Source organism: Anaerolineales bacterium (assembly GCA_003105035.1).
Taxonomy (GTDB): Bacteria; Chloroflexota; Anaerolineae; order Anaerolineales; family UBA4823; genus FEB-25.
Genome location: PQAL01000021.1, coordinates 29,955 through 54,586, shown reverse-complemented (window position 1 = coordinate 54,586; position 24,632 = coordinate 29,955). Strand labels below are relative to the sequence as shown.

23 protein-coding genes, 1 tRNA gene and 1 riboswitch are annotated in these 24,632 nt (G+C 51.4%); of the genes, 11 read left to right on the top strand and 13 right to left on the bottom strand.

All coding sequences use genetic code 11. The features are described 5' to 3' along the window. Positions 1 to 293: 293 nt before the first annotated feature. The 4 genes from C3F13_09870 to C3F13_09855 form a co-directional block, all read right to left on the bottom strand. Positions 294 to 367: transfer RNA gene (locus tag C3F13_09870), tRNA-Asn, on the bottom strand. Between the two features lie 35 nt (positions 368 to 402). Next, positions 403 to 795, bottom strand: coding sequence for a hypothetical protein (locus C3F13_09865; protein PWB53267.1), 393 nt, complete (start codon positions 793 to 795; stop codon positions 403 to 405). Between the two features lie 12 nt (positions 796 to 807). After that, on the bottom strand, positions 808 to 1,350 hold the full coding sequence (locus tag C3F13_09860) for a GTP-binding protein (protein ID PWB53266.1): 543 nt from the start codon (positions 1,348 to 1,350) through the stop codon (positions 808 to 810). Between the two features lie 33 nt (positions 1,351 to 1,383). Continuing rightward, entirely contained in the window at positions 1,384 to 2,235 is an 852-nt protein-coding gene (locus C3F13_09855) for a hypothetical protein (GenBank protein PWB53265.1), read from the bottom strand. A gap of 139 nt (positions 2,236 to 2,374) precedes the next feature. Continuing rightward, positions 2,375 to 2,486: riboswitch (TPP riboswitch) on the top strand. 36 nt (positions 2,487 to 2,522) lie between these two features. Here C3F13_09855 and C3F13_09850 point away from each other — a divergent pair. The 5 genes from C3F13_09850 to C3F13_09830 all read left to right on the top strand — a co-directional run bounded on the left by C3F13_09850 (position 2,523) and on the right by C3F13_09830 (position 7,538). After that, positions 2,523 to 3,176, top strand: coding sequence for a thiamine diphosphokinase (locus C3F13_09850; GenBank protein PWB53264.1), 654 nt, complete (start codon positions 2,523 to 2,525; stop codon positions 3,174 to 3,176). A gap of 29 nt (positions 3,177 to 3,205) precedes the next feature. After that, on the top strand, positions 3,206 to 4,267 hold the full coding sequence (locus C3F13_09845; GenBank protein PWB53263.1) for a thiamine ABC transporter substrate-binding protein: 1,062 nt from the start codon (positions 3,206 to 3,208) through the stop codon (positions 4,265 to 4,267). A gap of 83 nt (positions 4,268 to 4,350) precedes the next feature. After that, positions 4,351 to 5,979 (top strand): iron ABC transporter permease, encoded by a 1,629-nt coding sequence (locus C3F13_09840; protein ID PWB53277.1) that lies wholly within the window; start codon positions 4,351 to 4,353, stop codon positions 5,977 to 5,979. Between the two features lie 12 nt (positions 5,980 to 5,991). After that, positions 5,992 to 7,050, top strand: a complete 1,059-nt coding sequence (locus tag C3F13_09835) for a spermidine/putrescine ABC transporter ATP-binding protein (protein ID PWB53262.1) — start codon at positions 5,992 to 5,994, stop codon at positions 7,048 to 7,050. 119 nt (positions 7,051 to 7,169) lie between these two features. Continuing rightward, positions 7,170 to 7,538 carry a hypothetical protein gene (locus C3F13_09830; protein ID PWB53261.1) on the top strand — a complete coding sequence of 123 codons (369 nt, stop codon included), beginning with the start codon at positions 7,170 to 7,172 and terminating at the stop codon, positions 7,536 to 7,538. Between the two features lie 28 nt (positions 7,539 to 7,566). On the opposite strand, the gene C3F13_09825 is transcribed toward C3F13_09830, so the two are convergent. Then, positions 7,567 to 8,145, bottom strand: coding sequence for a DUF4126 domain-containing protein (locus tag C3F13_09825; protein PWB53260.1), 579 nt, complete (start codon positions 8,143 to 8,145; stop codon positions 7,567 to 7,569). Positions 8,146 to 8,334: 189 nt separating this feature from the next. On the opposite strand from C3F13_09825, the gene C3F13_09820 reads away from it, so the two are divergent. Beyond that, a complete protein-coding gene (locus C3F13_09820) occupies positions 8,335 to 9,558 on the top strand; it encodes a hypothetical protein (protein PWB53259.1) in 1,224 nt (407 codons plus the stop codon). 54 nt (positions 9,559 to 9,612) lie between these two features. Here C3F13_09820 and C3F13_09815 read toward each other — a convergent pair whose 3' ends face one another. The 5 genes from C3F13_09815 to C3F13_09795 form a co-directional block, all read right to left on the bottom strand. Beyond that, positions 9,613 to 10,629, bottom strand: coding sequence for a dihydroorotate dehydrogenase (quinone) (locus C3F13_09815; GenBank protein PWB53276.1), 1,017 nt, complete (start codon positions 10,627 to 10,629; stop codon positions 9,613 to 9,615). Positions 10,630 to 10,631: 2 nt separating this feature from the next. Then, positions 10,632 to 12,092 carry an orotate phosphoribosyltransferase gene (locus tag C3F13_09810; GenBank protein ID PWB53258.1) on the bottom strand — a complete coding sequence of 487 codons (1,461 nt, stop codon included), beginning with the start codon at positions 12,090 to 12,092 and terminating at the stop codon, positions 10,632 to 10,634. A 2-nt stretch (positions 12,093 to 12,094) separates the two neighbouring features. Further along, positions 12,095 to 13,084 (bottom strand): aspartate carbamoyltransferase, encoded by a 990-nt coding sequence (locus tag C3F13_09805; protein ID PWB53275.1) that lies wholly within the window; start codon positions 13,082 to 13,084, stop codon positions 12,095 to 12,097. Between the two features lie 22 nt (positions 13,085 to 13,106). After that, positions 13,107 to 14,177: a hypothetical protein gene (locus tag C3F13_09800; protein ID PWB53257.1), complete on the bottom strand. Its 1,071-nt coding sequence runs from the start codon at positions 14,175 to 14,177 to the stop codon at positions 13,107 to 13,109. Between the two features lie 186 nt (positions 14,178 to 14,363). After that, on the bottom strand, positions 14,364 to 15,128 hold the full coding sequence (locus C3F13_09795; protein PWB53256.1) for a 5'/3'-nucleotidase SurE: 765 nt from the start codon (positions 15,126 to 15,128) through the stop codon (positions 14,364 to 14,366). 146 nt (positions 15,129 to 15,274) lie between these two features. Here C3F13_09795 and C3F13_09790 point away from each other — a divergent pair, with 146 nt between their 5' ends. The 5 genes from C3F13_09790 to C3F13_09770 all read left to right on the top strand — a co-directional run bounded on the left by C3F13_09790 (position 15,275) and on the right by C3F13_09770 (position 20,984). Further along, the gene (locus C3F13_09790) at positions 15,275 to 16,111 is read left to right on the top strand and encodes a hypothetical protein (GenBank protein PWB53255.1); all 837 of its coding nucleotides are present in this window, start codon (positions 15,275 to 15,277) and stop codon (positions 16,109 to 16,111) included. Between the two features lie 45 nt (positions 16,112 to 16,156). Next, positions 16,157 to 17,092, top strand: a complete 936-nt coding sequence (locus C3F13_09785; GenBank protein PWB53254.1) for an LLM class F420-dependent oxidoreductase — start codon at positions 16,157 to 16,159, stop codon at positions 17,090 to 17,092. After that, positions 17,092 to 17,733: a hypothetical protein gene (locus tag C3F13_09780; GenBank protein PWB53253.1), complete on the top strand. Its 642-nt coding sequence runs from the start codon at positions 17,092 to 17,094 to the stop codon at positions 17,731 to 17,733. The genes C3F13_09785 and C3F13_09780 overlap by 1 nt, the downstream gene beginning before the upstream one ends. A 3-nt stretch (positions 17,734 to 17,736) precedes the next feature. Then, positions 17,737 to 19,842: an acyl-CoA synthetase gene (locus C3F13_09775; protein PWB53252.1), complete on the top strand. Its 2,106-nt coding sequence runs from the start codon at positions 17,737 to 17,739 to the stop codon at positions 19,840 to 19,842. 74 nt (positions 19,843 to 19,916) lie between these two features. Beyond that, positions 19,917 to 20,984 (top strand): hypothetical protein, encoded by a 1,068-nt coding sequence (locus C3F13_09770; protein ID PWB53251.1) that lies wholly within the window; start codon positions 19,917 to 19,919, stop codon positions 20,982 to 20,984. A gap of 100 nt (positions 20,985 to 21,084) precedes the next feature. Here the strand turns inward: C3F13_09770 and aguA are convergent, their stop codons facing one another. Genes aguA through argF form a run of 3 tightly spaced genes read right to left on the bottom strand, consistent with a single transcriptional unit; the run spans position 21,085 to position 24,630 of the window. Continuing rightward, on the bottom strand, positions 21,085 to 22,179 hold the full coding sequence (aguA, locus tag C3F13_09765; GenBank protein ID PWB53250.1) for an agmatine deiminase: 1,095 nt from the start codon (positions 22,177 to 22,179) through the stop codon (positions 21,085 to 21,087). Continuing rightward, positions 22,179 to 23,747 (bottom strand): amino acid permease, encoded by a 1,569-nt coding sequence (locus C3F13_09760; GenBank protein ID PWB53249.1) that lies wholly within the window; start codon positions 23,745 to 23,747, stop codon positions 22,179 to 22,181. The genes aguA and C3F13_09760 overlap by 1 nt, the downstream gene beginning before the upstream one ends. Beyond that, positions 23,605 to 24,630, bottom strand: a complete 1,026-nt coding sequence (gene argF / locus C3F13_09755) for an ornithine carbamoyltransferase (GenBank protein ID PWB53248.1) — start codon at positions 24,628 to 24,630, stop codon at positions 23,605 to 23,607. Before argF ends, C3F13_09760 begins: the two co-directional genes overlap by 143 nt. Between the last annotated feature and the right edge of the window lie 2 nt (positions 24,631 to 24,632).

The following is a 24,632-nucleotide window of genomic DNA, read 5'->3' as shown; positions in this document are numbered from 1 at the left end:
CAGGACTCGACCGGTCCCGCAAACGGGAACCTAGAACCTAGCGGTTAACAAGCCAGTACCCCCATGGGTACCGCAAGCTCTATTTAAATAATAAGCTCCTCGACTTGAGCGTTCTTTGCGAAACACCACAGGTTTTTTGTGGTGCTGAGCGCTTTTTGCGAAACACCCGGTGGTTTCCCGGGTGCAGGACTCGACCTGTCCCGGAAACGGGAACCTAGAACCCAGCGGTTAACAAGTTAGTACCCCCATGGGTACCACTCGCTCTCAGTTAAAACGAAATTAAAGAAAAAAAGCTCCTCGACTAGGACTCGAACCTAGAACCTAGCGGTTAACAGCCGCCCGCTCTGCCGAATTGAGCTATCGAGGAAAGCGTCGTGATTATAAGCGTAAGGCCAAGCAGTGTCAAGGATTTGGCTTTTTAGCCTTAAGCAGGTAGCGTATCACTTGCCTGGTGATGTTGTCGGGTGATTCCGACTTATTAATGAAGCCTGACACCCTCTCAAAGTTGGTCGCTTGAATTTCTGATTGTAGGCTTTTTTCGAATAGCATTATTACAGGAATTGAAGCTGTCTTTTCATCAACTTTCAACAGCTCATCGACGGGATTCGAGTTTATATTATGCAAGTCATAATCAAGCAAAATTAGATCTGGCATGTGTAGCCTGGCCAGAGATAAGCATTCATCCCCACTAGCCGCACCGAACGCAAACAAGCCGGTGAAGCGCAAAGCAAAAATGATTAACTCCCGGAACTCCCGGTCATCATCAACGATCAAGATCTTGGTCAATGTCACCAGCTTCGGGGAGTACTATTCAGGTGAAGCGATCTCCATCTCTTCGAGGATGCTGTAAAGCAGCTCTAAGAGCACCTTTTTTACCGCTTCTTTGTCTTTCGCCACACAAGGTAACAACTTCACCTGTGGGCTCAAACGTAAGGCAATGCGAATATCAGCGATATCCCAGGCTTCCTTGTCATCCTGCTTATTGGCTGCAACAACATAAGGAGTGGGTGCATAAGCCCGAAATGTCTCCAGGATATTTCGCGCTTCTCGGAAAGTCTCCGGTCGAGAGCTGTCCACCATAACGATAAATCCCAGCATGCCCTCGGAGAGGATTTCCCACATAAAATCAAATCGGCGCTGACCTGGAGTACCAAACAGGTATAGGACCAGGTTTTCATCAATGGAGATGCGGCCAAAATCCATGGCTACCGTCGTTTGATCTTTAACCCGTTCTGATTCGAGGGAAATTTTTCGTTCAGTCGAAACTACTTCAATCTCACTGACCGAACGGATGAACTCGGTTTTTCCCGCATTGAATGGACCAGTGACCACCATTTTTACAGTTTGCATAACGACATCCCTTTATGCGATGCTATCTCTCGATTAGATTGAACGGATCCGGTTAATAATGCGGTTGATCAACGACTTAAATTCTGGCTTATTTGTCTGTGGTAATCCGATGCGTGGCTGGACAGGTGGTGCAGCCTCAACGGTTTGGACAGGTGGTTGCACTGGCCTGCCTTCTGGCCTGACCATTTCAACCAGGCCGGCCTGGATGAAGCTATACACGATCTTGCGGATCTCCATGTCGTTTTTGTTGGTTGCCCTGGCAATCTGGTGGATCGTGTTTTTGGGATTGATAAACGAAATAACTTTCCATTCATCAGCGCTGAGGTTCAGGGTGCGTAAATTCACACCCGGGCGTTCGCTGAATTTTAAAGCCATCTCCAGGCTGGGAATCTCGCCCTGTAGCTGTTCCCACTCGCGCATCTTTCGGGTACCATCGATGATCAGGTTCTCCAGATTGATGCGCACGGTAATCTTATCGCTGGGTGGAAGCAACTCATTTTCAAAACGGAATAAACCCTCACTCCAGGTGAACAAGCGGTTGACCATGCTCAGGTAGTAAGCCTGTAAGCTTGCTAGTATTTCCTGTTGGGTGATCACATTGGAGTTGATTAATAAGAGGCCCAGTTCCTTATCGGTCATCGCCCCCACACGCTCGTTGATGGCACGTACCTGGGCAGCATTCAGCTTGTTTGCATGATAGAGAACCATGGTTAAGCTGGCAGCATCTGCACCATTACGAGCAAAGGACAGTTTTCCTTCCCTGAAGGATACAAAAACCTGTTCCTGGGAGCGTTCTACAATCAGCGTGCCGGTTTTGCGCGCAACGTTGACCAAGTTGAGCAATTGGGTGATCGAAAAATCGCGTAGATTGCCCTTTAATGCCATGGTGGGGCCTCCTGCCACCCCTCATTATGAAGAGGTGCAAAGATTATACATTTAAGACGATGCCGCGTCAAATAATAATGCGGTTTGCTGGTCGAAACTTGACATTTTTGTAAATAGGGATATACTGACCTGACATTCGTAAACATGCACGGGGAGCCCGGTATACCTGGGCTGAGAGGAGATCCACAAGATCTCGACCCGCGAACCTGATCCGGATAATGCCGGCGGAGGAATCGCAAGAACAACCAACTCCTTCCACCGGTAACGGGGTAAGGAGTTTTTCTTTTATGCACCGAGTATTCATATTCGCCAATGGGAAGATGGAGCAAGCGCCTCCAATCATCAATGAGCTCCGTCCTTCCGATCTGGTCATTGCGGCTGATGGGGGTACACACCATTGCCGTGCTCTGGGAATCTTACCCCAGGTCATCATCGGTGATCTCGATTCGCTCAAACCAGATGATGTTTCCTATTATCACTCAGCAGGCACGGAGATCAAACAATTTCCGGCTCACAAGGATGAAACCGATCTGGAGCTCGCCTTGTGGCTGGCTATCGAGCGAGGAATCAGCCAGGTGAACATAATTGGGGGGATGGGTGCCCGTTGGGATATGACCATCGCCAATGTTATGTTGGCTGCTCATCCGAAATTCTCAGGCCTATCCATCAGCTTGCTGGATGGAAATCAAGCGTTGCACGTCATACATGGTGAAAGCCGATCGACTTTCGCTGATCGAGTCGGAAGTACATTATCACTGATTCCGCTCGCCGGTGATGCCCAAGGAATCACCACACATGGCCTGGAATATCCCCTGGTGGACGAAACCCTTAAAATCGGTTCCCCACGCGGTGTCAGTAACGTTATTATCGAAAATCCTGCCTGGATCTATCTCCGGCAAGGAACACTTTGTTGTTGTTTATCAATGGGCGAGAACGATTAATCGCATTTGGAAATGAAAGGGGCAAGAAAATGAAGGTTAAAATACTTACCGTTTTGTTTGTAGCCTCCCTGGCCCTATCTGCATGCAGTTCACCTTCATCAACGTCTGCTACCACACAAGCAGAACCGCAAACACTGGTGGTAATGACGCATGATTCCTTTGCTGCTTCGCAATCTGTGATCTCTGAGTTCGAAACCGCAAACAATGCAAAAATCCAATTCATTGCTTCAGGTGACGCTGGTACCGCCCTGAATAAAGCTATCCTGGCCAAGGATAATCCATTCGCCGATGTATTTTATGGTGTGGACAATACCTTTCTGAGCCGAGCAATAACTGAAAATATCTTCCAGCCCTACAGCTCGCCTGTCCTGTCGGAGATCCCTGGGCAGTACAAGCTGGACCCGACGGACAGTGCCTTACCAGTGGACTGGGGCGACGTATGCCTGAACTATGATAAGGTGTATTTCGCTGTCCACAACTTGCTGCCTCCGCAAAACCTTGAGGATCTGCTCAAGCCCGAGTATAAGAACTTGCTGGTGGTGGAGAACGCCGCCACTTCCTCACCCGGATTGGCATTTCTTTTAGCCACTATCGGTCATTTTGGTACCGACAAGTACCTGGATTACTGGCGGGGACTGGTGGCGAATAACGTCCTCGTAGTGAACGACTGGGAAACTGCGTATTACACCAATTTTAGCCGCTGGGGTGGCGATCGCCCGATTGTTGTTTCTTATAACTCCAGCCCGGCATTCGAGGTGATCGGATCGAAGACCCCCGTTACAGCGCCTGAGACAGGGGTGGTAACCGGTGATGGCTCGTGCTTTCGGCAGATCGAGTTTGTTGGCATCTTGCGTGGCACCAAGAACCTGGACCTGGCCCAAAAATGGGTTGATTTCATGCTTTCTAAGACTTTCCAGGAAGATATGCCCGAGCAGATGTATGTCTTCCCGGTCAATCAGAACACCAAGCTGAACGACACATTCCAGAAATTCCTGGTAACACCTGCCCATCCAGCTTACGTCAGCCCGGAGGATATCGCTGCTAACCGGGAGGCCTGGATAAACGCCTGGACTGAGACCGTATTGAAGTGAGCTCTCAGCGCTTTTGCACTCTCACTGTTATCCTGCTGTGGGTAGCACCACTATGCTTCTTGCTGGTGTTTTACTTCTACCCCATGGGGAGCATCCTGAAGCTGAGCCTTGAGCGATCTGCGGGGAGCATCTTTGCACCCTTCATCGAGGCGATCAACTCAGCTGCCACGTGGCGAGTGGTGATCTTCACCTTTTGGCAGGCTATTCTATCTACCTTGTTGACGCTTGCGCTGGGTTTGCCCGGAGCCTATTTACTCGCTCATTACGAGTTCAAAGGCAAAGCACTCCTCCAGGCACTGACCGGGATTCCCTTTTTGATGCCCACCCTGGTAGTGGCAGCTGCGTTCAACGCTCTCTTGGGACCAAATGGCTGGATAAATATCGGGTTGACCCGAGCATTTCACTTGAGCACCTCTCCAATCCACTTCACTAACACTTTGATAGCAATTCTGGTGGCACATGTATTCTATAACACGACCATTGTGCTGAGGATGGTGGGTGATTTTTGGTCACATCTTGACCCACGCCTCTCACAGGCGGCGCGCATGTTAGGCGCTAGCCGCTGGCAAGCGCTTCGGAAAGTAACCTTCCCCTTGCTTGCTCCTGCGATTGTAGCTGCAGCCCTGCTGGTTTTCATCTTCGATTTCACCTCTTTTGGTGTAATCCTCATCCTGGGTGGGCCCCGCTTTGCCACATTGGAAGTAGAGATCTATTACCAGACCATCAGCCTGTTCAACCTGCCTCTGGCAGCGGTGTTATGCATCATCCAGTTAATATGCACTCTTGGATTAACCATCATCTATACAAGATTACTCCGCCGACTTTCCATACCACTTTCCCTAAAATCTCGCCGCGTAACCCAACGTAGATTATCCACTCTACGTAGTAAGGTGATGGCTGGCATTATCATTATTACTTTGCTCGTCTTGCTGATCTTACCATTGGCAGCCTTGATGGTTCGATCGGTCACCCACTTAGAACCAAACCGGGGTGAGCAGTTCGTCGTGTCACCGGGCTTCACCCTCGATTTTTACCGGGCACTATTCAGCAATACCAGCCAATCGATATTCTATGCACCCCCTACGACCGCCATCGTCGTCTCCCTGGGTTACGCCACAGCAACCACCGTTTTAGCACTGCTGCTGGGTTTCCCGGCAGCATTGGCCCTGTCACGAGCAGAGACATCACCCGTGAGCCGGGGGTTCGACGCTTTGCTGATGCTTCCTCTTGGCACAAGCGCAGTCACACTGGGCCTCGGTTTTATCGTTGCGCTGGACAAACCACCTCTTGACCTGCGCTCTTCATTGTTATTGGTGCCACTGGCTCATACCCTGGTGGCTTTTCCATTCGTTGTGCGTAACCTTACCCCTGCCCTGCGCAGCATCCGGCCACGCATACGCCAGGCGGCAGCCATGCTGGGTGCCTCGCCGAGCTCTGTGCTCAGGTTTATTGACCTGCCATTGATAACCCGTTCACTTATCGTTGCAGCTGCTTTTGCTTTTACCATATCCCTAGGTGAGTTCGGTGCCACAGCCTTGATTGCCCGCCCGGAGTACCCCACTGTGCCGATAGCAATCTACCGCTTGTTTTCACGACCAGGGGAGATGAATTATGGCCAGGCCTTAGCGCTGAGCACCATCCTGATGCTCGTTGCTGGAGCTGGCATGCTTCTTATCGACCGGTTACGTATAGGGGATATCGGCGAGTTTTAATGTAGTTCAGGGATGAGGATTGAGCTTATGGCGATTCTGGAGATACGAGAAGTAAGCAAATCATTCGGCACTACCCGGGCATTAGCAGGGATTATGTTTGGCGTGGATGCCGGTGAGATTGTGGCATTGCTGGGTCCGAGTGGGTGCGGAAAATCCACCTTGCTCAATGTGATTGCCGGCCTTGAGATTCCTGACCAGGGACAGATATTATGGGATGGAAAAGCGTTGGATAACATCCAACCCCATCAACGTGGCTTTGGCTTAATGTTCCAGGATTTCGCCCTTTTCCCGCACATGAATGTCTATACGAATGTCGCGTTCGGATTGAAAATGGCGCACCTCGATGAATCCACAATGGACGAACGGGTGAAGGAGATGCTGACCCTTGTGGGATTGCCCGATTTTTCGAAACGTGATGTAAACACGCTTTCGGGTGGCGAGCAACAGCGGGTGGCTTTAGCCCGTGCCCTGGCACCTCACCCCCATCTGCTGATGCTAGATGAACCCCTCGGCTCACTCGACCGGAACCTGCGTGAGCGACTGGTCGTCGAGCTTAAAGATATCTTGCATCGCATGCACCAGACGGCTATCTACGTCACTCATGACCAGGAGGAAGCCTTTATCATCGCCGACCGTGTCATTTTGATAAACGCAGGGCAGGTCGAGCAGATTGGCACTCCCGAGGCCATCTACACCGATCCAGCCACCCTGTTCGTGGCGCGCTTCCTCGAGATGACCAACCTGGTCCCAGCCAGGGTAGTCAGGCAAGCAGGACGGACCGAAATCATTTCGCAGTTGGGAAATATCCCGTTCGACACAGCTTTATCGGGGGATGTGACCCTTTTGGTCCGTCCAGATACCGCCCGGTTGGATAACGCTGGACCGTATACGATCAGGGGTGAATTAGAAGCGACATCCTTCCGCGGTAGCCGCCAGAGAGCAACCATTATTGTGAACCAATTCCCACTCACCTTTGAATTCCCCTTTTCCGAGGTGCTTCCAGTACCAGGCACTCAAATCAACCTAAGCATCACACCCCAAAACAGCTTAAAAGTATTCTCGAAAAAATAAACCAACAAATCATCTTTCCTCCTTGTTGAGAAGCTGGAACTGAAGGGCAGGGTAAATCGTCATAGATATGATCACGCAAAGACTCTCCTATGCCAAAACGGATACTCCTCGCCCTCGTGATGTTATTGCTGCCATTGAGTGCTTGCACTCAAATCTCAGTAACCGAACCCACGCCACCACCTTCCAGTGGTATTGAGGGATGGGTGACGATTGGTCCTGTTTGCCCCGGCCCAGTACTAGTCGGAGACACCCACTGCCAGGACCAGCCTTACCAGGCAACAATTTCGATCCTTGACGCTGACAACCAGGAAGCGACCAGGGTTCAATCAAGCATGGAAGGATATTTCAAGCTTCCCCTGCCAGCTGGCGAATATACCTTACACCCCATTTCCGGGTCACCCCTGCCTCAAGCATCTGACCAGATCGTAAATGTTACCGCAGACCAGTATACCGGAGTAAAAATCAGCTACGACACCGGGATGCGGTGAGCCAGTTGTAAAAACAAGGGATATTTCGTCATCGAACTTGTGGGTATTGATCACCTCGGCGTTCGCGATTGATCCGACGCCAGATCAACCAAACAAAAAGGGCTCCGAGCATCACCAACAACACGGCGATCAGCACCGGTAATACGATGGCGATGACCGATAAGATGGTAGAAGTGATATCTTCAGCGACGCTGACAGGAACATTACCAGCCCCTCCAGTGGTTGCAGTGACTGCAGGTCTAACTGCCAATGACTTCACTGCGTGGACAGTGCCTGCCACCAGCAAGCCCATGACCATCGCCAGTACCGGGTGAATTTTAGTAATAATATGGGCACTTGAGGCGAATAATATCGCACCGGCGACCGGCCGTACTAAAGTTTGGATGATATCGTTGGCATGATTGACCGCCGGAACTTTATCGGCGAAGAATTCGACAGCCGATAAGAGCACCAGAACTCCAATCACCCACCAGCTTTCAAGGGTGTCCCATGGTGAACTTAATGTGATTAAGTCGGTAAATTTTGATAATAATGCTACAACCAGGAGAGGGATATATGCATTTAACCCCGCACTTGCTGAAAGACCAAAAGCTGAAAATATATCCATCGAATGAACTCCTCAATATCCACTTTGAGCGTCAATAGCTTATTCTATCAGTATACGTAACTGTACGCAATTTGGTTGTTTTTTTAACACTGGTGTTGTCGTCTCTTTATTATGATGTTGATGTGTATAGAATTGGCAAATATAGACGAATGCGGTATGATTGCCGTTTGATTTATCCTCGGAGGCTCTATGGTAAAACCTATCTTCATTGGCTTTGTAATCATCATCTTGCTTACAGGTTGTGGTCAGATTCTAGGCCAGCCTGCACCGACCCTGACTCCCTCTCCCATCGTCGACACCGTGACCCCCAGCCCGGTTCCAACCGACACCAGCACCCCTACTTTAACTCCGACGGTCACTGAAACACCTACCCCTTCATTGACTCCAACTCCGGTGGTCTATGGTCCAGCGAATTTTCCTGCCAATGTCGACCCATTGACTGGCCTGGTCGTAAGCGACCCAACCTTGCTCGAGCGGCGACCAGTGGCTATCAAAGTCAATATTGTCCCACGTTCGTCCAACCGGCCTCCATGGGGATTATCGCTCGCTGACATTGTTTATGATTACTATCACAACGGTGGTTATTCACGATTCCATGCCATTTTCTACGGTAACAACGCCAATCTGGTCGGCCCTATCCGCTCTGGCCGCATGCTAGATTATGAGCTGGTGCATATGTACCAGAGCATATTAGCATATGGTAGTGCCGATGCATTGATCAACCAGCGTTTCTTCAATTCGGATTTCTCCAACCGCTTGATCCTGGAGGGGAATCCTATTCCATGTCCACCTACAACTACTGACCCCATGTGTCGTTTTGAGCCTGCAACTTATGATCTTCTGCTAGGTGATACCGCCATGATGACAGCCTATACCACAGCTCATGGAGTGAGTAATTCCCGTCAAAACCTGGATGGCATGACCTTCAATCCAGCAATCCAATCGAATGGTGTGGCTGGCAATCAAGTTTATGTACGCTACTCAGGCGATAACTACACCCGCTGGGATTATGACCCGGCATCGAGCAAATACATGCGTTTCCAGGATAATACTTACGATACCGGTCAGGGCGAGGAGTACACCCCACTCACCGACCGGCTCAATAAACAGCAGATAAGTGCATCGAATGTTGTCATCGTGCTGGTGAGACATGAGTATTACCAGCAGCCACCGAATGAGATCATCGATATATTGTTAAGTGGAACCGGTACCGCATACGCTTTTAGGGATGGGCAGATGTACCAGCTGGTGTGGAATCGCCCCAACATCAACTCTGTTCTTTACCTGACCCTTCCCGATGGAACAGCGTTCCCCTTCAAACCGGGATCGACCTGGTTCCAGGTTGTTGGCGTCTCTACCCAGCCTACCCAGGAAAATACGGGTGCCTGGCGGTTCAACTTCTTAATGCCGTAATTTTGAAAAGGCGTTTTTTAATAATTGCGGGAGTGTTGCACTTAGATTCTTGAGCTACAAATCACGTAGAATACGCTTCACCAATCCAGGCCCTTCATAGATCAGGCCCGTATAAATTTGAACAAGCACTGCTCCGGCGTCCATCATCTTGTGGACGCCGATTGCGTCAGAGATTCCGCCCACGCCGATCACCGGCAGCTTCCCGGAAGTTCGCCGAGTAATCTTCTCAACCATCGCCAGACTTTTCTCGAACAGTGGTTTACCACTCAAACCTCCCTGCTCTGACCTCAACGGACTTGACACCCCTTGGCGCGATAAAGTTGTGTTGGTAGCAATCACTCCATCGATATGATTGGCCAAAATCACATCCAGGGCATCATCCAGCTGGTCATCGGTTAAATCTGGCGCTAGTTTGACCAGGATGGGTAGTGTTTGCCCAGATTTTTCTATCAGGCCCTTCCTGCATACAATTATCTCCGTAAGTAATTGATCGAGTGCTTGCCGTTCCTGGAGTTGGCGTAATCCAACCGTATTGGGAGAGCTCACGTTGATTGTTATGTAATCCACTATAGTAAAAAATGAATTAAGCAGAAAAAGGTAATCTTGAATAGCGCTCTCGAGGGGTGTATCCTTGTTTTTACCAATATTTAACCCCAAGATCAAGTTTTTTGGGCGGGGTTGCCTCACCTGATTCATGACGAATTCAGCCCCGAGTCCTGGGAAGCCCAGACGATTGATCAAAGCCTTATCTTCTGGCAACCGAAATAACCTGGGCCTGGGATTTCCCACCTGAGGCTGTGGGGTAACTGTGCCGATCTCAATGTGGCCAAACCCCAGGCAAGCCAACCCTCGCCAACCCAACCCATCTTTGTCATAGCCGGCAGCCAGTCCGATCGGGTTTGAGAAACTCAGCCCGAATGCCTGAACCGGTCTTGCTGGCAGCTGGTAAATCGCACGAAGCACCGCCGCGGTAGGCTTAAATCCACCTGCTATGCGAATGGCATAAAGAGTCAGTTTATGGGCTGCCTCTGGATTCAGACAGAAGAGCAATGCCCGGAAGTATGGATAGATTTTCACTGGCTCGATTTTAAAAACTGGCGTACTTCTGCGATCTTAATTGCATCTACTTTTTTGGCCCGCTCGTAATGATCCAGTAGATTGGTTAGAGTGACTACCGAATGCAGCTGGTAGCCTTCTTCGTCCAGGGCTTGGGATGCACGGGATTGGCGGTCGACCAATACTACGATATCCTTCACCATCAAGCCTGCTGAAGATAGTTTTTCGATTGATTCGAATTTTGACCCGCCGGTCGTAGCTAGGTCATCAATCACCACAACCGTCTCACCCGCTTTGTACTCCCCTTCGATTTCAGCCTTTGTGCCGTAAGCTTTTGCTTCCTTGCGCGGGTAAATCATTGGCCAGCCGGCCTGCAAGCTGATTGCAGTGGCGATCGGCAGCGCGGCATATGGCAGCCCAACCAGGCGATCGAAAGACAGTTTTTTTAGTATTTTGATGTATGCCTTTGCCACCTTCTCCAGCAACTTCGGATACGAAACCAGCTGGCGTAGATCGATATAGATGGGTGACACCAGACCTGATTTCAAAGTGAATTGACCAAACTTAAGGCAGCCAGCTTCGAGTAATCCATCGGCAATTTCTGCGATATCTCCAGATGGGTCTGGATGGATCCTCTCAGCTTTCGATACCCATGGTTTCGAGAGGATCTCTTCTTGAACTGCATTGATCTGACGTTGAATACCTTCAGCGGTCTTTGTTGGGTTGTCAGACTGTGAGATAGCCCGCGAGATAGGTAGAAGCAAACCCAATCCATCCGGTTTTAATCCGGCGCGCAAGGTTTGCTCCAGGTTGCCACCTTGCACACCAATTCCGGGCGCCAGGATCCACAAGTCTGGCGCAAGATGCCTGACCCGTTCAAGGGCTTCAGGCTGTGTGGCTCCGACGACCAATCCGAGGTTGTTTTTAGAATTCCATGTGTGAGCTAGAAGGGCTACTCTTTCATATAGTGCTATACACCCAGCATCAACATCATCTTCTGGGTCCTCGACCACCCATAAATCTTGTAAATCGCTGGCTCCGGGATTGGAGGTTTTACATAATAAGAAGACACCCTTTTCCGAATCAAGCAGGAAAGGCTCAATGGCATCGTAGCCAAGGTATGGGTTGATGGTGACTGCCTGGGCTTTATACACCTGAAATGCTGCTTTTGCATACGCCTGGGCAGTCGATGCAATGTCGCCACGCTTGAAGTCCAGGATGACCGGGATTTCAGGTGGGATGCTGGCAATAATCTCCTGCAAGACTGCCATCCCCTCTGGGCCAAAAGCTTCAAAAAATGCGCTGTTGGGTTTGTAAGCTGCGGCGACATGGGTGGTTGCCTCAATCAATCTCAAACAAAAATCCCGAAGACCATCTACCGTAGGGGTCGCTAAGTCGGTTGGGTGGGGGTCAAGGCCAACACACAGGAGGGAATTTGCTCGCTTACACCTTTGCTCCAGCTTGCTAAAAAAGCCCATGCTTAAGCCTTTCCCAAAACCATAGCCAGTAGAGCCATCCTGACATACAACCCGTATTCCATCTGGCGGAAGTATGCGGCCCGTGGATCACTATCGAACTCCATGCTGATCTCTCCCACACGTGGGAGCGGGTGCATGACGATCATATTCTGCTTGGCGGCTTTCATCAGCTCAGGTGTAATCACATAAGAGCCGCGTACACTTTCATATTCTTCTTCACTGGCAAAGCGCTCTTTCTGGACGCGCGTCACGTATAAGACATCGGTTTCCTTCAATACTTCCTCCAGGTTACTATATTCCTTCTGGGCCATCGTGCGGGGGAGTTCTTGCACGATCTCAGCAGGCATACGCAGGATCTCTGGAGCGATGTAATTCAAGCGTACATTGTATAAGGATAACAGGCGTGCAAGTGAATGGACCGTGCGACCGTATTTGAGGTCACCCAGCATGGTGACAGTCAGACCATCGATAACACCCATCTCTTCACGAATAGTGAAGGTATCCAGCAACGCCTGGGTTGGGTGTTCACCAATACCATCACCAGCATTGATGATGGGTTTGCTGGCATATTGGGCCGCCAGTGCAGCAGAACCGGTTTCAGGATGGCGCAGCACGATCACATCCGCATAACACTCCAGGGTTCGGACGGTATCAGGTAACGACTCACCCTTGGCAACCGAAGAATAGCGTACCTCATTGATGGGGATAACACTCCCTCCCAGGCGTTCCATAGCAGATGTGAAGGATGAAGAAGTTCGCGTGGACGGCTCGTAGAATAAGCTGGCCAAGATTTTACCCTTCAAAAGGTCGAATGTCCCTACATGATCCACCATCATGTGCATTTCGTGAGCTACTTCGAAGATATATTCCAGGTCGGAGCGTGAGAATTGCTTCACAGATATGATATCCTTACCATACCAGGGTGCAGTTCGCTGGTCACCAAAGGGCAGGTGGGCGTTTTGCTGGTGCACAGATTGGGTGTTATTGGTCATCATGATATCTCCTTTTCGTTAATTATTCTGATATTGCGATTTCTCTGATGTTTCTCCCTGAGCCAGGAGGCGCAAGGCCTTCACCATCCCGGAAGGCCACCTTGCCACGCAGCACAACTTCCCTGATGCGCCCGCGAACTGTTCGCCCTTCAAATGGAGTCCAGCCGCAGCGGGTAAATGTATTAGAGGCGGCAATTTCCCACTCTGCGTCTGGATCTACTTCTACTCTCGTTTCGGGCTGCTCAGGAATATGAAAAATCTGCCTTGGACGGACCACCATGCGCTGGATGGTGTCACCCAGGCTCAGCCTTCCTTCGCTCACCGCGGTTAATATTAGCGGTAAGGCAGTCTCCAGGCCTGGGAAGCCCGGTGGTGGGTTTTGCCCAGACTTCTCATCCAGGGTATGAGGCGCATGGTCAGTGGCAAAACAATCGACCACTGGCAGGTTCTCCCATAAAGCTTGCTGGTCTACCGGTGAAGCCAGGCGAGGCCGCACTTCACTCAACCCTTCACCAATTTTAGGGATATCCTGGTTGGTGAGGAAAAGGTGGTGCGGAGCCACTTCGCAAGTGACCTTGATGCCCTTTTCCTTCGCCTGGCGGATGAGCAAGATCTCTTCCCGCAAGGAAACATGGGCGATGTGCACTGAACGGTCAAAGATTGCTGCCAGCAGGATGACTGCAGCCATGGTGCGGGCTTCTGCATGGGCAACGATAGGCAAAGCGCGTGGCCAACGCTTGAAATGCTCCATCCACAAGACCATGTCATCCAGGCGTAGTGGACCATAGGTCTGGTCCAGGTACATCTTCAAGCCAGCTGTGCTGCTACCCAGTGCAGCTGCATCATCCAGGTTGTCGGGCCCAGCGCCTAAGAATTGCGCATAATCGCAGCGTGCCTTGGACTGTGCTGCTTCTAACGCCAGTGCCAGTGTCTCCTGGTTGGTCACTGGTGGGCGGGTATTGGGCATAACCAGGACGGTGGTAAAACCCCCCGCCAAAGCTGCAGCCGTGCCTGAAGCCCAATCTTCCTTGTGTGTGCCCCCCGGTTCCCGGAAGTGCACGTGCGGGTCAATCAGGCCGGGTAAGGTTAGCATGCCGGTCTCCCCATGGGCAAAAAAATAGAGCCGCTAGGGCTCTCCATTTTTATAAAAAAATCGCCCAATGGAGCGAGCGCTCCTGGGCGATATTTATCAACGAAGCAGAGTAATTTGCAATATTTCACTCCGCCCGATTTTACAGCGATTCTTCCACATGTCAAGGGCAAAAGGGGTGAGTTTTCCCTACCAGCGGATATTCATCAAAGCATCCATAGAATGGAAATCGGTCAAGTCAAGGTGGAGAGGGGTAACCGAGACATAACCACGTTCCAGGGCACCATAATCCGTACCTTCATCCGGTATAGCCGTGGGAGAATCTCCACCGATCCAGTAGTAGGGCTTGCCGCGTGGATCTACCCGCCGGTCAAGCCGGTCACGGTACACGCGCAAGCCTTGCCTGGTCACCAGGATACCCTTGATCTTGTCATCTGGTAGATAGGGGATATTTACATTCAAAAGGAGATCAGGTGTAAAACCTTCCCTTTCCAGAGTGGCTACGATCCGGTTGGCAACCCTGGCGGCCGGACCATAATCGACGGCAGCCTGGGCTTCTACAGGAACGTGAAGTGAATAAGCAATACCGGGCACACCCCCAATGGCAGCCTCCATGGCTGCCGTGACCGTGCCCGAATAGGTCACGTCATGCCCGATATTCGCGTTCGGATTGATCCCTGATACAACCAGGTCAATCTTTTCAGCAATAAAGCCTAATAATCCAAGTGCCACACAGTCGGAAGGTGCCCCATCTGACGCCCAGGCTGGTGAGCCATCGGCTAATTGGGTCTCTTTCACCCTCAAAGGGCGGTGCATGGTTTTTACATGCCCTGAGGCAGACCAATTACGGTCTGGTGCAAGCACGCTCACGGTAGCAAGCTTGCGCATTTCCTGCACCAGGGTGAGCAATCCTGGGGCAGTTACCCCATCATCATTGGTAACCAAAATATGCATCCTGAGATTATAACAACAAATCCCCTTTGCATGCCGGTTGGGAAGGTTTATCAGAGAGTATCCTTATCTTGAAACGCTCCGCCTCAGCTTAGTGGTAAAATGAATCTCACAAAGCAATCGAAAATGGATCATCTGGAGGAAAGCGAATGAGTCCAACAGTAAAAAAGGTTATTGGAGTGGTATTAATTTGTATCACAGCATTGGGCTTCCTCCTGAGCATTTTTATGCTATTCCAGGTGTGGAATTATCGTCAGCCAGTCATCAATGGCCTGCAGGTGGGTCTTGACCACACATCGACATTGCTTCAAACCACGGATGAAGGGTTATATATCATTGAGCAAGTGGTATCGAATGTATATACCAGCACCTTATTGCTCAATGATTCCAGCAAAGCATTGGCGCAGACCATGCAGAGCACAACAGATTTTATGGATTCGGCGGGGCAGTTCGTTGGGCAGGATTTAATCAATACCATCACCAATACTCAGACTGCACTGAACTCTGCACAATCCAGTGCCAAGGTGATTGATAACGTGCTCAGCAGCATTGCGAGCGTGCCCCTACTGGGCTTGCAGTATAACCCGGGTACCCCCTTAAACACAGCCATTGGCAACGTATCCTCCAGCCTTGATCCGGTCCAGCAATCCCTCATGAATTTTCAAACCAACCTGGATACCACCATATCCAACGTCCAGGGGTTGACAGACCAGGTGAACGAGCTTGATAGCAAGATCAGCAATATAAATAATAACCTTTCAGACGCGCGAGCAACGATCAAGAATTACCGGTCTCAAGTGGCTTCATTAAAAATTACCGTAGCTAACGCCAGGGCGAATTTAACCAGCTGGATCACCGGATTGGCAACCATCCTGACGATCATCATCCTCCTGCTGATGATTCTGCAGATTGGCTTGTTCCTGCAGGGGATCACACTGCTGATGCCGGAACATTCCACCAACGAAAACAAGCAACTACAGGAATAGAGGCGCAGATCTCTTGGTGATTTATGCGTAGTAAGGGATCCGGGAATGATTGAGATCGCCATCATGATTGAAGGACAAAATGGCCTCAACTGGGAGCGCTGGCAACGCATTGCAGCGACCGTTGAAGCCTGTGGTTACGCAGGTCTTTACCGCTCCGACCACTTCACCAACGCCAGCCCACCCGATCTGGATAGCTTGGAATGCTGGACTTCACTGACCTGGTTGGCGTCTCACACCCAACGGATTGAGTTCGGCCCTCTGGTTTCTCCACTGTCTTTTCGCCACCCTGCTTTCCTTGCACGTATGGCCACTGCGGTGGACGACCTCTCTGGAGGCCGTCTGTCCTTTGGGGTCGGAGCTGGCTGGCAGGCACGCGAGCATGCCAATTTCGGGTGGGATTTGCTGGATAAACCACGACGTTTTAATCGTTTCGAAGAAGGCCTGGAAGTCATTTCTAGATTACTGAAGAGTGACCAGCCAGTGGATTTTTCTGGGAACTATTATCATCTACAAGAGGCGATTCTCTTGCCCAGGCCAAAACGGCTTGGAGGCCCACCTATCCTGGTGGGTGGGAGCGGCGAAAAGCGCACATTACCATTGACTGCCAAATTTGCCAATGAATGGAACGCCCCATTTACCACGGCAGTAGAATTCAAACGCCTGAATTTCCTTCTTGACAAGCTTTTACTGGCTCAAGGTCGCTCGGTAACGGACGTCCGCCGATCGCTGACCGTTGGCTGTGTTTTCGGCAGCGATTTCAGCGAAGTGGAACGTAAGGTCAACATACGTACGCATGGTCAGCGGACTGTGAGCGACTTGCGTGAGCGAGGCCTGGTGGTTGGCACTCCAGGTGAGATCGTTGAGCAGTGCCGTAAACTGCAGGAAGCAGGCGTGCAGCGCCTGATGCTGCAATGGCTGGATTTGGAGGATACGGCAGGTCTTAAGGCCATGGCGGATGGCATCCTGGGGGCACTATCCTGATGAGGGAAACGGTGGAGGTTACCATAAACCAGAAAACACCCTTGTGCTTGCTCATCTTGCTGGTGATGACGGTCTCCATCGCTTGTTCTCTTCCTGGCATCATTCAAAAAGCTTCTTCAGCCAAACAGACGGCTAGTGCTCTGAAAACTGAGGTAGGTGGCGTTATCAGTTTTGGGAGCTCGATTATCGAGACAGCCCAGGCACTCGAGACCCAGCATCCTGGTGTACTGGCAACCGTAAAAGCGATTGGTACTCAGTCTGCTCCACTCTTGAGAGCCCTCGAATCCGCTGCTACCGACCATCCAAATCTTGTTCAGACTGCACAGGCAGCCATCCAGCAGGAAGTTCCGTCCGGTGAGCCACCGTCTGACATCCCCCTGCTCGAGCACCAGCAAATGGCTAATTACTTCGGTTCCAGTCAATATATATTCTATACCAGCTCAAGCGCATATTCTTATGTGCTGGATTTTTATCAGAGTGGCATGGCAAATAATGGCTGGCAATATATCAAAGATGAGTCGCACCTTTACCCCAATGCTACCCAATTGGTCTTTGAAAAAGGTGATCGCCGAGCTACCATAAACCTATCATTAAACACAATGAACAACACCTCTACTATCATTATCAATATTTCGAAGTAATATATGAACAGGATCGATGCCTTCTTTGCCCCACAATCTGTCGCAGTGATCGGAGCATCCACCAATCCCGAGAAGCTGGGATATGCTGTCGTTAAGAATTTATTAGATGGGGGTTATTCTGGCAAAGGAAAGGTTTACCCCATCAATCCCAGCGCAGCTGAGATATTAGGATTCAAAGCGTATCCTTCCGTAATGGAAGTGCCAGACCCAATCGATTTAGCCGTCATCGTTATCCCTTATCCTCATGTACCAGAAGCGCTGCGTACATGCGGGCAGAAAGGTATCCGTTCTGCCATCGTTATCAGTGCCGGATTCCGTGAAGCAGGCCAGGAAGGCCTGGAGCGGGAGCTCGAGCTGGTACAGATCTGCCACGAGTTTGATCTACGCCTGATCGGCCCGAACTGCCTGGGAGTGATCGATTCCTATACGCCATTGAACGCTTCTTTTGCCGCTGGAACACCCCCTTCAGGGCCGCTGGCATTCATGTCTCAGTCGGGTGCCCTGGGTACAGCGGTACTGGATATTGCCCTGGCAGGCCGACTCGGCCTGTCCAAGTTCGTTAGCCTGGGGAACAAGGCCGATGTTTCCGAGATCGACCTGTTGCAGACCTGGGTAAAGGATGATCACAGTAAGGTCATCCTGATCTACAGCGAGGGTATGCCCAGCGGGCAGGAATTCATCCGGGTTGCACGGGAAGTAACCCGCGCAAAACCGGTGGTGGCGATCAAGTCTGGAGTTACTCAATCAGGTTCGCGGGCTGTATCCTCCCACACCGGCTCTTTGGCCGGCTCAGAACAGGCGTATCAGGCTGCTTTTCAGCAAGCCGGCATCCTGCGGGCAGATTCGATGGAATCCCTGTTCGATATGGCCCTTGCCCTCGGTTATCAGCCGCCATTAAAAGGTGACCGTATTGCCATCATCACCAACGCCGGCGGGCCAGGCATACTGGCTACTGATGCTCTGGAAAAAAGTGGCCTCGCATTAGCCAGGTTTGAGCTGGAAACGATTTATGCCCTCGAGCAATACCTGCCGGATGCTGCCAGTGCAGCCAACCCGGTGGATGTCCTGGGTGATGCTCGCCAAGACCGTTATCGCTTTGCCCTGGAACAGGTAGCTAAAGACCCGAATGTGGATGGGATCATGGTCTTGCTGACACCCCAGGCAATGACTGAGATTGACGCGACCGCCCGATCAATCGGCACCATCGCAAAAACTCTCAGCATTCCTGTGCTTGGGTGCTTCATGGGTGAAGCCCGCATCAAGTCGGGAATAGACATCCTGACCGAATTTGGTGTACCGAATTACCCATTCCCTGAACGGGCTGCGAATGCCTTTCGCGCCATGGCGCTTTACCGCTCAATACAGAGCCGGCCTACGCCCCAGTATAAGCAGTATAAGGTCAACCGGGAAGCAGTGAAAAAAGTATTTGACAAGGTACGCGCTGAGAACCGCCTGACCATCGGTGATGCTGAATCGCGGCAGGTGCTGCAGGCATACGGACTGCGTATCCCTCAATCCGAGATTGCTGAGACTCCTGAGGCAGCTGCAGCCATCGCCGCCAAGATCGGTTACCCGGTTGTTTTAAAAATCGCCTCCCCCGATATCCTGCACAAGACCGATGTCGGCGGTGTGAAGGTCGGCTTGCAGAATGCTGCGGATGTGCGTGACGCATTCGAGCTGATGGTTTACCGGGCTCAACGCTATATCCCGGAAGCACGCATCTGGGGCTGCCTGGTCCAGGAGATGGCGCCCGCAGGAGGTCTGGAAATCCTGGTAGGGATGAATCGCGATCCCCAGTTTGGGCCGTTGATCACCTTCGGCCTGGGTGGCATCTATGTTGAGACGCTCAAGGATGTCACCTTCCGGGTTGCCCCTCTCTCCCACCAGGAAGCCGAGGAGATGCTGGAACAAGTACGCGCCCATGCCCTGCTGGATGGTGTACGTGGACAGCCGCCGATGGATAAAATCGCCATCGTGGATGCCCTCCTGCGCGTCTCACAGCTAGTTCAGGATTTTCCGGAAATCATCGAAATGGATATCAACCCGTTGATGGTCTACCATGAAGGCGAAGGGGCCTTAGCGCTGGATATGCGCCTGGTTCTAAAATAAGGCAATTATCATGGTTTATTCTTTAGCCAAATCGTGGTCATAAGGTCGGTTTGTGGTATGGAAAGGGAAAAACGATGAAATCACTCTACATAACTGGCGCAGAGAGATTTTCGGGGAAAACCGCCACCTGCCTGGCATTAGGTATGCGGATGCAGCAGGACGGCTACCGGGTCGGCTATCTCAAGCCACTCAGCCTGCAGCCATGGCGGATTGAGAACAAGATTGCAGACGAAGATGCCGCGTATGTCAAACATGTTTTGAACCTCTCTCTGGAGCCATGGGAGCTTTCGCCGGTGGTGATCACACCTGAGTTTCTACGGGATTGGCTGATCAACCCCGACCGGGAAGATCTGATGGAGAAAGTCACGCAGGCATACCAGAGATCGAGCCAGGACCAGGATATCCTTATCCTGGAGGGAGGGGGCAGCTTGCGTGAAGGATACGTGGTCGGTCTGCCCACGGTAGGAGTGGTTAAAAAACTTGGTAGCAAAGCACTGGTCATCGCAAAGTACCGTGAGGAAGTGCGCATGCTAGACGACGTGCTATCTACCCAAGCGCGCCTGGGAGAGGCATTTTGTGGGATTCTGATCAACCGTGTGCCAGAAGATGCCAGTGATTTCGTCAGAAAAATCGCCGTTCCCTTCCTGGAGAAGAAGGATGTTAACGTCTTTGGAGTGCTACCGGAAGTGCGCGGGCTCTCTGCCTTGACGGTAGGAGAGCTGATTAAATTGCTGGATGCTGAAGTACTCACCAAGTATCAGCGCACTGAAGCCCTGGTGGAAAACCTGACCGTCGGGGCGATGACGGCTGAAGCAGCCCTGAGCCGCTTCAGGCGCTCATCCAACAAGGCAGTGATCACCGGTGGCGACCGGACGGATATCCAGCTGGCTGCTTTGGAGACCTCCACCACCTGCCTGATCTTAACCGGCAACCTGCGACCAAGCCCACTGGTGATCAAGCAGGCTGAGGAGTTTGGCATCTCGGTGCTGTTGGTGCGTACCAACACCATGGAAACCATCGAGCAGATCGAAAAATTTTTCGGTAAAACCCGCTTGGGCCAGAGTGCCAAGCTTAAGCAATTCCAATCCTTGGTAGAAGCCCACCTTGACAAGGAAAGGCTATACAAAGCCATCGGGCTATAAAACACAATAAAATCCCCATCCAGATAATCAAAAAAGACCAGGCCTGATAAACCTGGTCTTTCTTATCTCGATCATAGCTTTTGTTTGACAGTAAATTCCTTTATCTCTGCGGTTGCTGCTGGGTAATGCAATGGATGTTCCCCCCGCCGAGTAAGATCTCACGCGCCGGGATGCCCACAATCTTCCGCTCAGGCATCCATGTCTGCAGGGCATCCAATGCCGCCTTGTCATGCCGATCACCGAAGGTCGGGACGATCGCGGCACCATTGCAAAAATAAAAATTGACATAGGAGGCAGCCATGCGGTCGCCTGCTTCGCGAGGTAGGGAGCCATCTACCGCATCCACACCATCCGCTTCTTCAGGGGTGATGAAGATCGGGTCAGGTTGATGTAGTTTATGCACCTCAAACCTGCGGCCTCGCGCATCCCTATTGGACATCAGGTAATCGTAAGCTTCTGCGGAACGCTCATACTGCGGGTCCGATTTATCATCCGTCCAGGTCAGGGCGATCTCCCCTGGTTGCAGGAAACAGGCGATATTATCCACATGACCAGTTGTCTCATCGTGGAAGACACCGCGGGGAATCCACAATACTTTCTCAACATTGAGATATTCCTTAAGGTGGCTTTCGATCTGCTCCTGGGCCAGGTCAGGGTTACGTCCCGGGCTGAGTAGGCACTCTGCGGTGGTCATGCAGGTGCCCTGCCCATCCACATGGATCGAACCGCCTTCAAGCACGATGGGAGCCCGGTAGTAATCAACCTGCTCGATCTCAAACACCTTGGGTGCCACACCCTCATCGAGGTCCCAGGGGAAGTAGAGTCCATTGAACAACCCACCCCAGGCATTGAACACCCAATCGATGCCGCGTATCCCGCCCTTCTCATCAATCAGGAAGGTCGGGCCACAGTCGCGCATCCACGCATCGTTGTTGGAGATCTCGACCACACGGATATTCGCAGGGAGCATTTGGCGAGCATTGCTGAACTGGTCATGGTTGACACCCATCGTGAGGGGTTCAAATTGAGCGATAGCGCTGGCAACCGCCACGAAGGCTTTTTGGGCAGGCTTGCCACCCATACGCCAGTTATCGGGGCGTTGAGGCCACAACATCCAGGTACCGGCATGGGGAGAGAACTCCGCCGGCATTCGGAAGCCATCTGCCTGGGGTGTCGAGCTGAATACCTGCGCCATCATGCCACCTTATTCTTCCTACCCTGTACCAGGAGCAGTATTTCACCGATGATGAGCGTGACGACGATCCCGATCAACACCGGCCCTGCATACGCCCAGTCGATTGGCTCACCCGGTACATAAATGAAGAAGATTATTCCTCCGATAATGATGATCTCACAGATGATGGCAAGGATAAACCCAACCACTGTACCACCAGGTACTTTATATGCTCGTTCTTGAGCCTTATCCTTCACCCGCAGCGCGAGAAAAGCTGGGAAAAGGATGGCGTAAGGGATGAAGAACAAGATCGAGCTAAAGGCAAATAATGTCCAGAACAGGTCCTCAGCATTGGTAGCCAGAAAACCGTAAATGATCAGGACTACCGAGGCGACTATACCCGTCAGTAGTAAGGAGCCAATCGGTGCCTGGTTGCTGGAGCGTAGTTTTCCGAAGAAAGCCGGTAACTCACCGTCCTGACCAGCCTGAGCGGAGGTTCGTACGGTACCTATCGCCCATGATACGGTCTGGGCGAAAATGGCATACAAGGCAAACAAGCCGAAGATGAAGGCGATCACTCCACCAATACCGCTGGTGCCAAAAACTGCCCAGAAGGTATCCATCATGCCGGTAATCAGGCCGAGGCTGTCAACGGGGATTACCACCAGCATCGAGCGAATCGCCAGGGTGTAAACCACGCCAATGAACAGGGCAGCGGTGATGATCGCCCGTGGTACGTCACGTTTGGGATTCTTCATTTCCTCACTGGCACCCGACATCATCTCAAAGCCAAGCAGGCTATAGATGATGGCTGGTAGGAAGAACAGCGCATCGCCCCACACTGGAGTGATGCCACCAAGCGAGACATCATTTTGTGGGGCACTGCCATTGAGCACATAGATGATCCCAGCCAGGATGATTCCCAGGATGAGCACGATCTTTAGTACCGAGGCGACGTTCACCACCCACTTGCTCTCGCCCAGGTTGATAATGCCTAGCAAGACCATTAACCAGGTGAAGACCAAACCCAGCACGATGATCCAGACCAAGGACATGCCGGGGAAAAATAGTTGTGAAAATAATCCCGCTAGAAAGATATAGGAGGAAGGTACCCAGAGGGCCATATTGACCCAGTAGAGCCAGGAGGTGCGGGCTCCCCATTTGTTGCCGAAGGCACGTTTCACCCAGGCATAGATGCCGCCCTGCTCAGGGTAGGTAGAGCCGAGCTCGGCGACAATCAAGCCATAAGGGATGAAAAACAGGATCACCAGGATCACAAACCAGGTAATGGCAGTCGGACCCATGGAGGCCATTGGGGCGACAGTATCCACGAACAGCAGTGCACAGATCGTGAACAGGAAAGTATCTAATGCGCCTAACACCTTCTTGTATTGCGGTTTCTTAGGTGCCTGTACAGGCAAAATCTCTGCGGTCATCTCATTCTCCTTAGTAATGAATATTTTTTTGCAGGAAAGATTCAGTCTCTCCTTCAATATACTTTTGGTATTCGGGGCTGGGAGCGTACCGGTTGGGATACAGGAACCATAACAGTAAGGCCTTTTGGGTGTGGAACCTGTTTTCTGCTTCATCGAATATGATGGAAGATTCTGAATCCATCACCTCACTGGTGATCTCGTAATCGCGATTGGCAGGCATGCAGTGTAAAACCTTGCAGTGGGCTGGTGCGTGCTTAAGCAGCTCTTTGTTGATCTGGTATCTCGGCATGAAGATTTTTAAACGGGCTTCTTTTTCATCATCATAACCGTGGTACCACCACACATCGGTGACGATGAAGTCGGCATCTCTGACCGCTTCTATGGGATTCTCAGTCATGGTAAAGCTCGCCCCGCTACTCAGGCAGGCAATGCGGGTTTTCTCAGCTTCCTGGGCTTCCACCTGGTATGCTTCAGGGGCTGCCACCACCAGATGTGATCCCAGCACTGGCAGGATCTGCCTGAGCGAAGTGCAGATGCAACCCACAGGTGATGCATCGCTGATGAAGGCCACCTTCATTTCTTCCAATGGTTTACCCTGAGGGAGACACTCGGTCATGGTGAATACATCGCACAATCCCTGCGTTGGGTGGCTGTAGACGGTCATGCCATTGATTACCGGTACCATTGAACAACGGGCGATCTCCTGCATGGTCTCAAGTGCGTCAGTGCGAGCCATAATGCCATCGCACATGCGGGAAAGGACCTGGACGGTGTCGTAAATCGATTCACGCGCCCCAAGATGGATCTCTCCAGGCTTGAGATAGACGGCATGTCCGCCCAGCTCCATCATGGCAGTTTCGAAGGATAGCCTGGTACGCAGCGAGGCGGATTCGAAGAGCATTCCCAAGCTCATGCCACGCAGCAGGCGGGGGCTCACCCCCTTGCGATCAGCCTGCTTAAGAAAGTTGATAAGCTCCAGCATGTGCAGGAGCTCATCCTTCGAGAAGTCATCCAGCTCAAGAAAATGTTGTGGCATGC

Bases quoted from the DNA above. Each gene is read 5' to 3' on its own strand.
- C3F13_09860 (PWB53266.1), bottom strand. From the start codon at position 1,350: ATGCAAACTGTAAAAATGGTGGTCACTGGTCCATTCAATGCGGGAAAA.
- C3F13_09855 (PWB53265.1), bottom strand. From the start codon at position 2,235: ATGGCATTAAAGGGCAATCTACGCGATTTTTCGATCACCCAATTGCTC.
- C3F13_09850 (PWB53264.1), top strand. From the start codon at position 2,523: ATGCACCGAGTATTCATATTCGCCAATGGGAAGATGGAGCAAGCGCCT.
- C3F13_09845 (PWB53263.1), top strand. From the start codon at position 3,206: ATGAAGGTTAAAATACTTACCGTTTTGTTTGTAGCCTCCCTGGCCCTA.
- C3F13_09840 (PWB53277.1), top strand. From the start codon at position 4,351: ATGGGGAGCATCCTGAAGCTGAGCCTTGAGCGATCTGCGGGGAGCATC.
- C3F13_09835 (PWB53262.1), top strand. From the start codon at position 5,992: ATGAGGATTGAGCTTATGGCGATTCTGGAGATACGAGAAGTAAGCAAA.
- C3F13_09830 (PWB53261.1), top strand. From the start codon at position 7,170: ATGTTATTGCTGCCATTGAGTGCTTGCACTCAAATCTCAGTAACCGAA.
- C3F13_09825 (PWB53260.1), bottom strand. From the start codon at position 8,145: ATGGATATATTTTCAGCTTTTGGTCTTTCAGCAAGTGCGGGGTTAAAT.
- C3F13_09820 (PWB53259.1), top strand. From the start codon at position 8,335: ATGGTAAAACCTATCTTCATTGGCTTTGTAATCATCATCTTGCTTACA.
- C3F13_09810 (PWB53258.1), bottom strand. From the start codon at position 12,092: ATGGGCTTTTTTAGCAAGCTGGAGCAAAGGTGTAAGCGAGCAAATTCC.
- C3F13_09805 (PWB53275.1), bottom strand. From the start codon at position 13,084: ATGACCAATAACACCCAATCTGTGCACCAGCAAAACGCCCACCTGCCC.
- C3F13_09800 (PWB53257.1), bottom strand. From the start codon at position 14,177: ATGCTAACCTTACCCGGCCTGATTGACCCGCACGTGCACTTCCGGGAA.
- C3F13_09795 (PWB53256.1), bottom strand. From the start codon at position 15,128: ATGCATATTTTGGTTACCAATGATGATGGGGTAACTGCCCCAGGATTG.
- C3F13_09790 (PWB53255.1), top strand. From the start codon at position 15,275: ATGAGTCCAACAGTAAAAAAGGTTATTGGAGTGGTATTAATTTGTATC.
- C3F13_09785 (PWB53254.1), top strand. From the start codon at position 16,157: ATGATTGAGATCGCCATCATGATTGAAGGACAAAATGGCCTCAACTGG.
- C3F13_09780 (PWB53253.1), top strand. From the start codon at position 17,092: ATGAGGGAAACGGTGGAGGTTACCATAAACCAGAAAACACCCTTGTGC.
- C3F13_09775 (PWB53252.1), top strand. From the start codon at position 17,737: ATGAACAGGATCGATGCCTTCTTTGCCCCACAATCTGTCGCAGTGATC.
- C3F13_09770 (PWB53251.1), top strand. From the start codon at position 19,917: ATGAAATCACTCTACATAACTGGCGCAGAGAGATTTTCGGGGAAAACC.
- aguA (PWB53250.1), bottom strand. From the start codon at position 22,179: ATGGCGCAGGTATTCAGCTCGACACCCCAGGCAGATGGCTTCCGAATG.
- C3F13_09760 (PWB53249.1), bottom strand. From the start codon at position 23,747: ATGAAGCAGAAAACAGGTTCCACACCCAAAAGGCCTTACTGTTATGGT.
- argF (PWB53248.1), bottom strand. From the start codon at position 24,630: ATGCCACAACATTTTCTTGAGCTGGATGACTTCTCGAAGGATGAGCTC.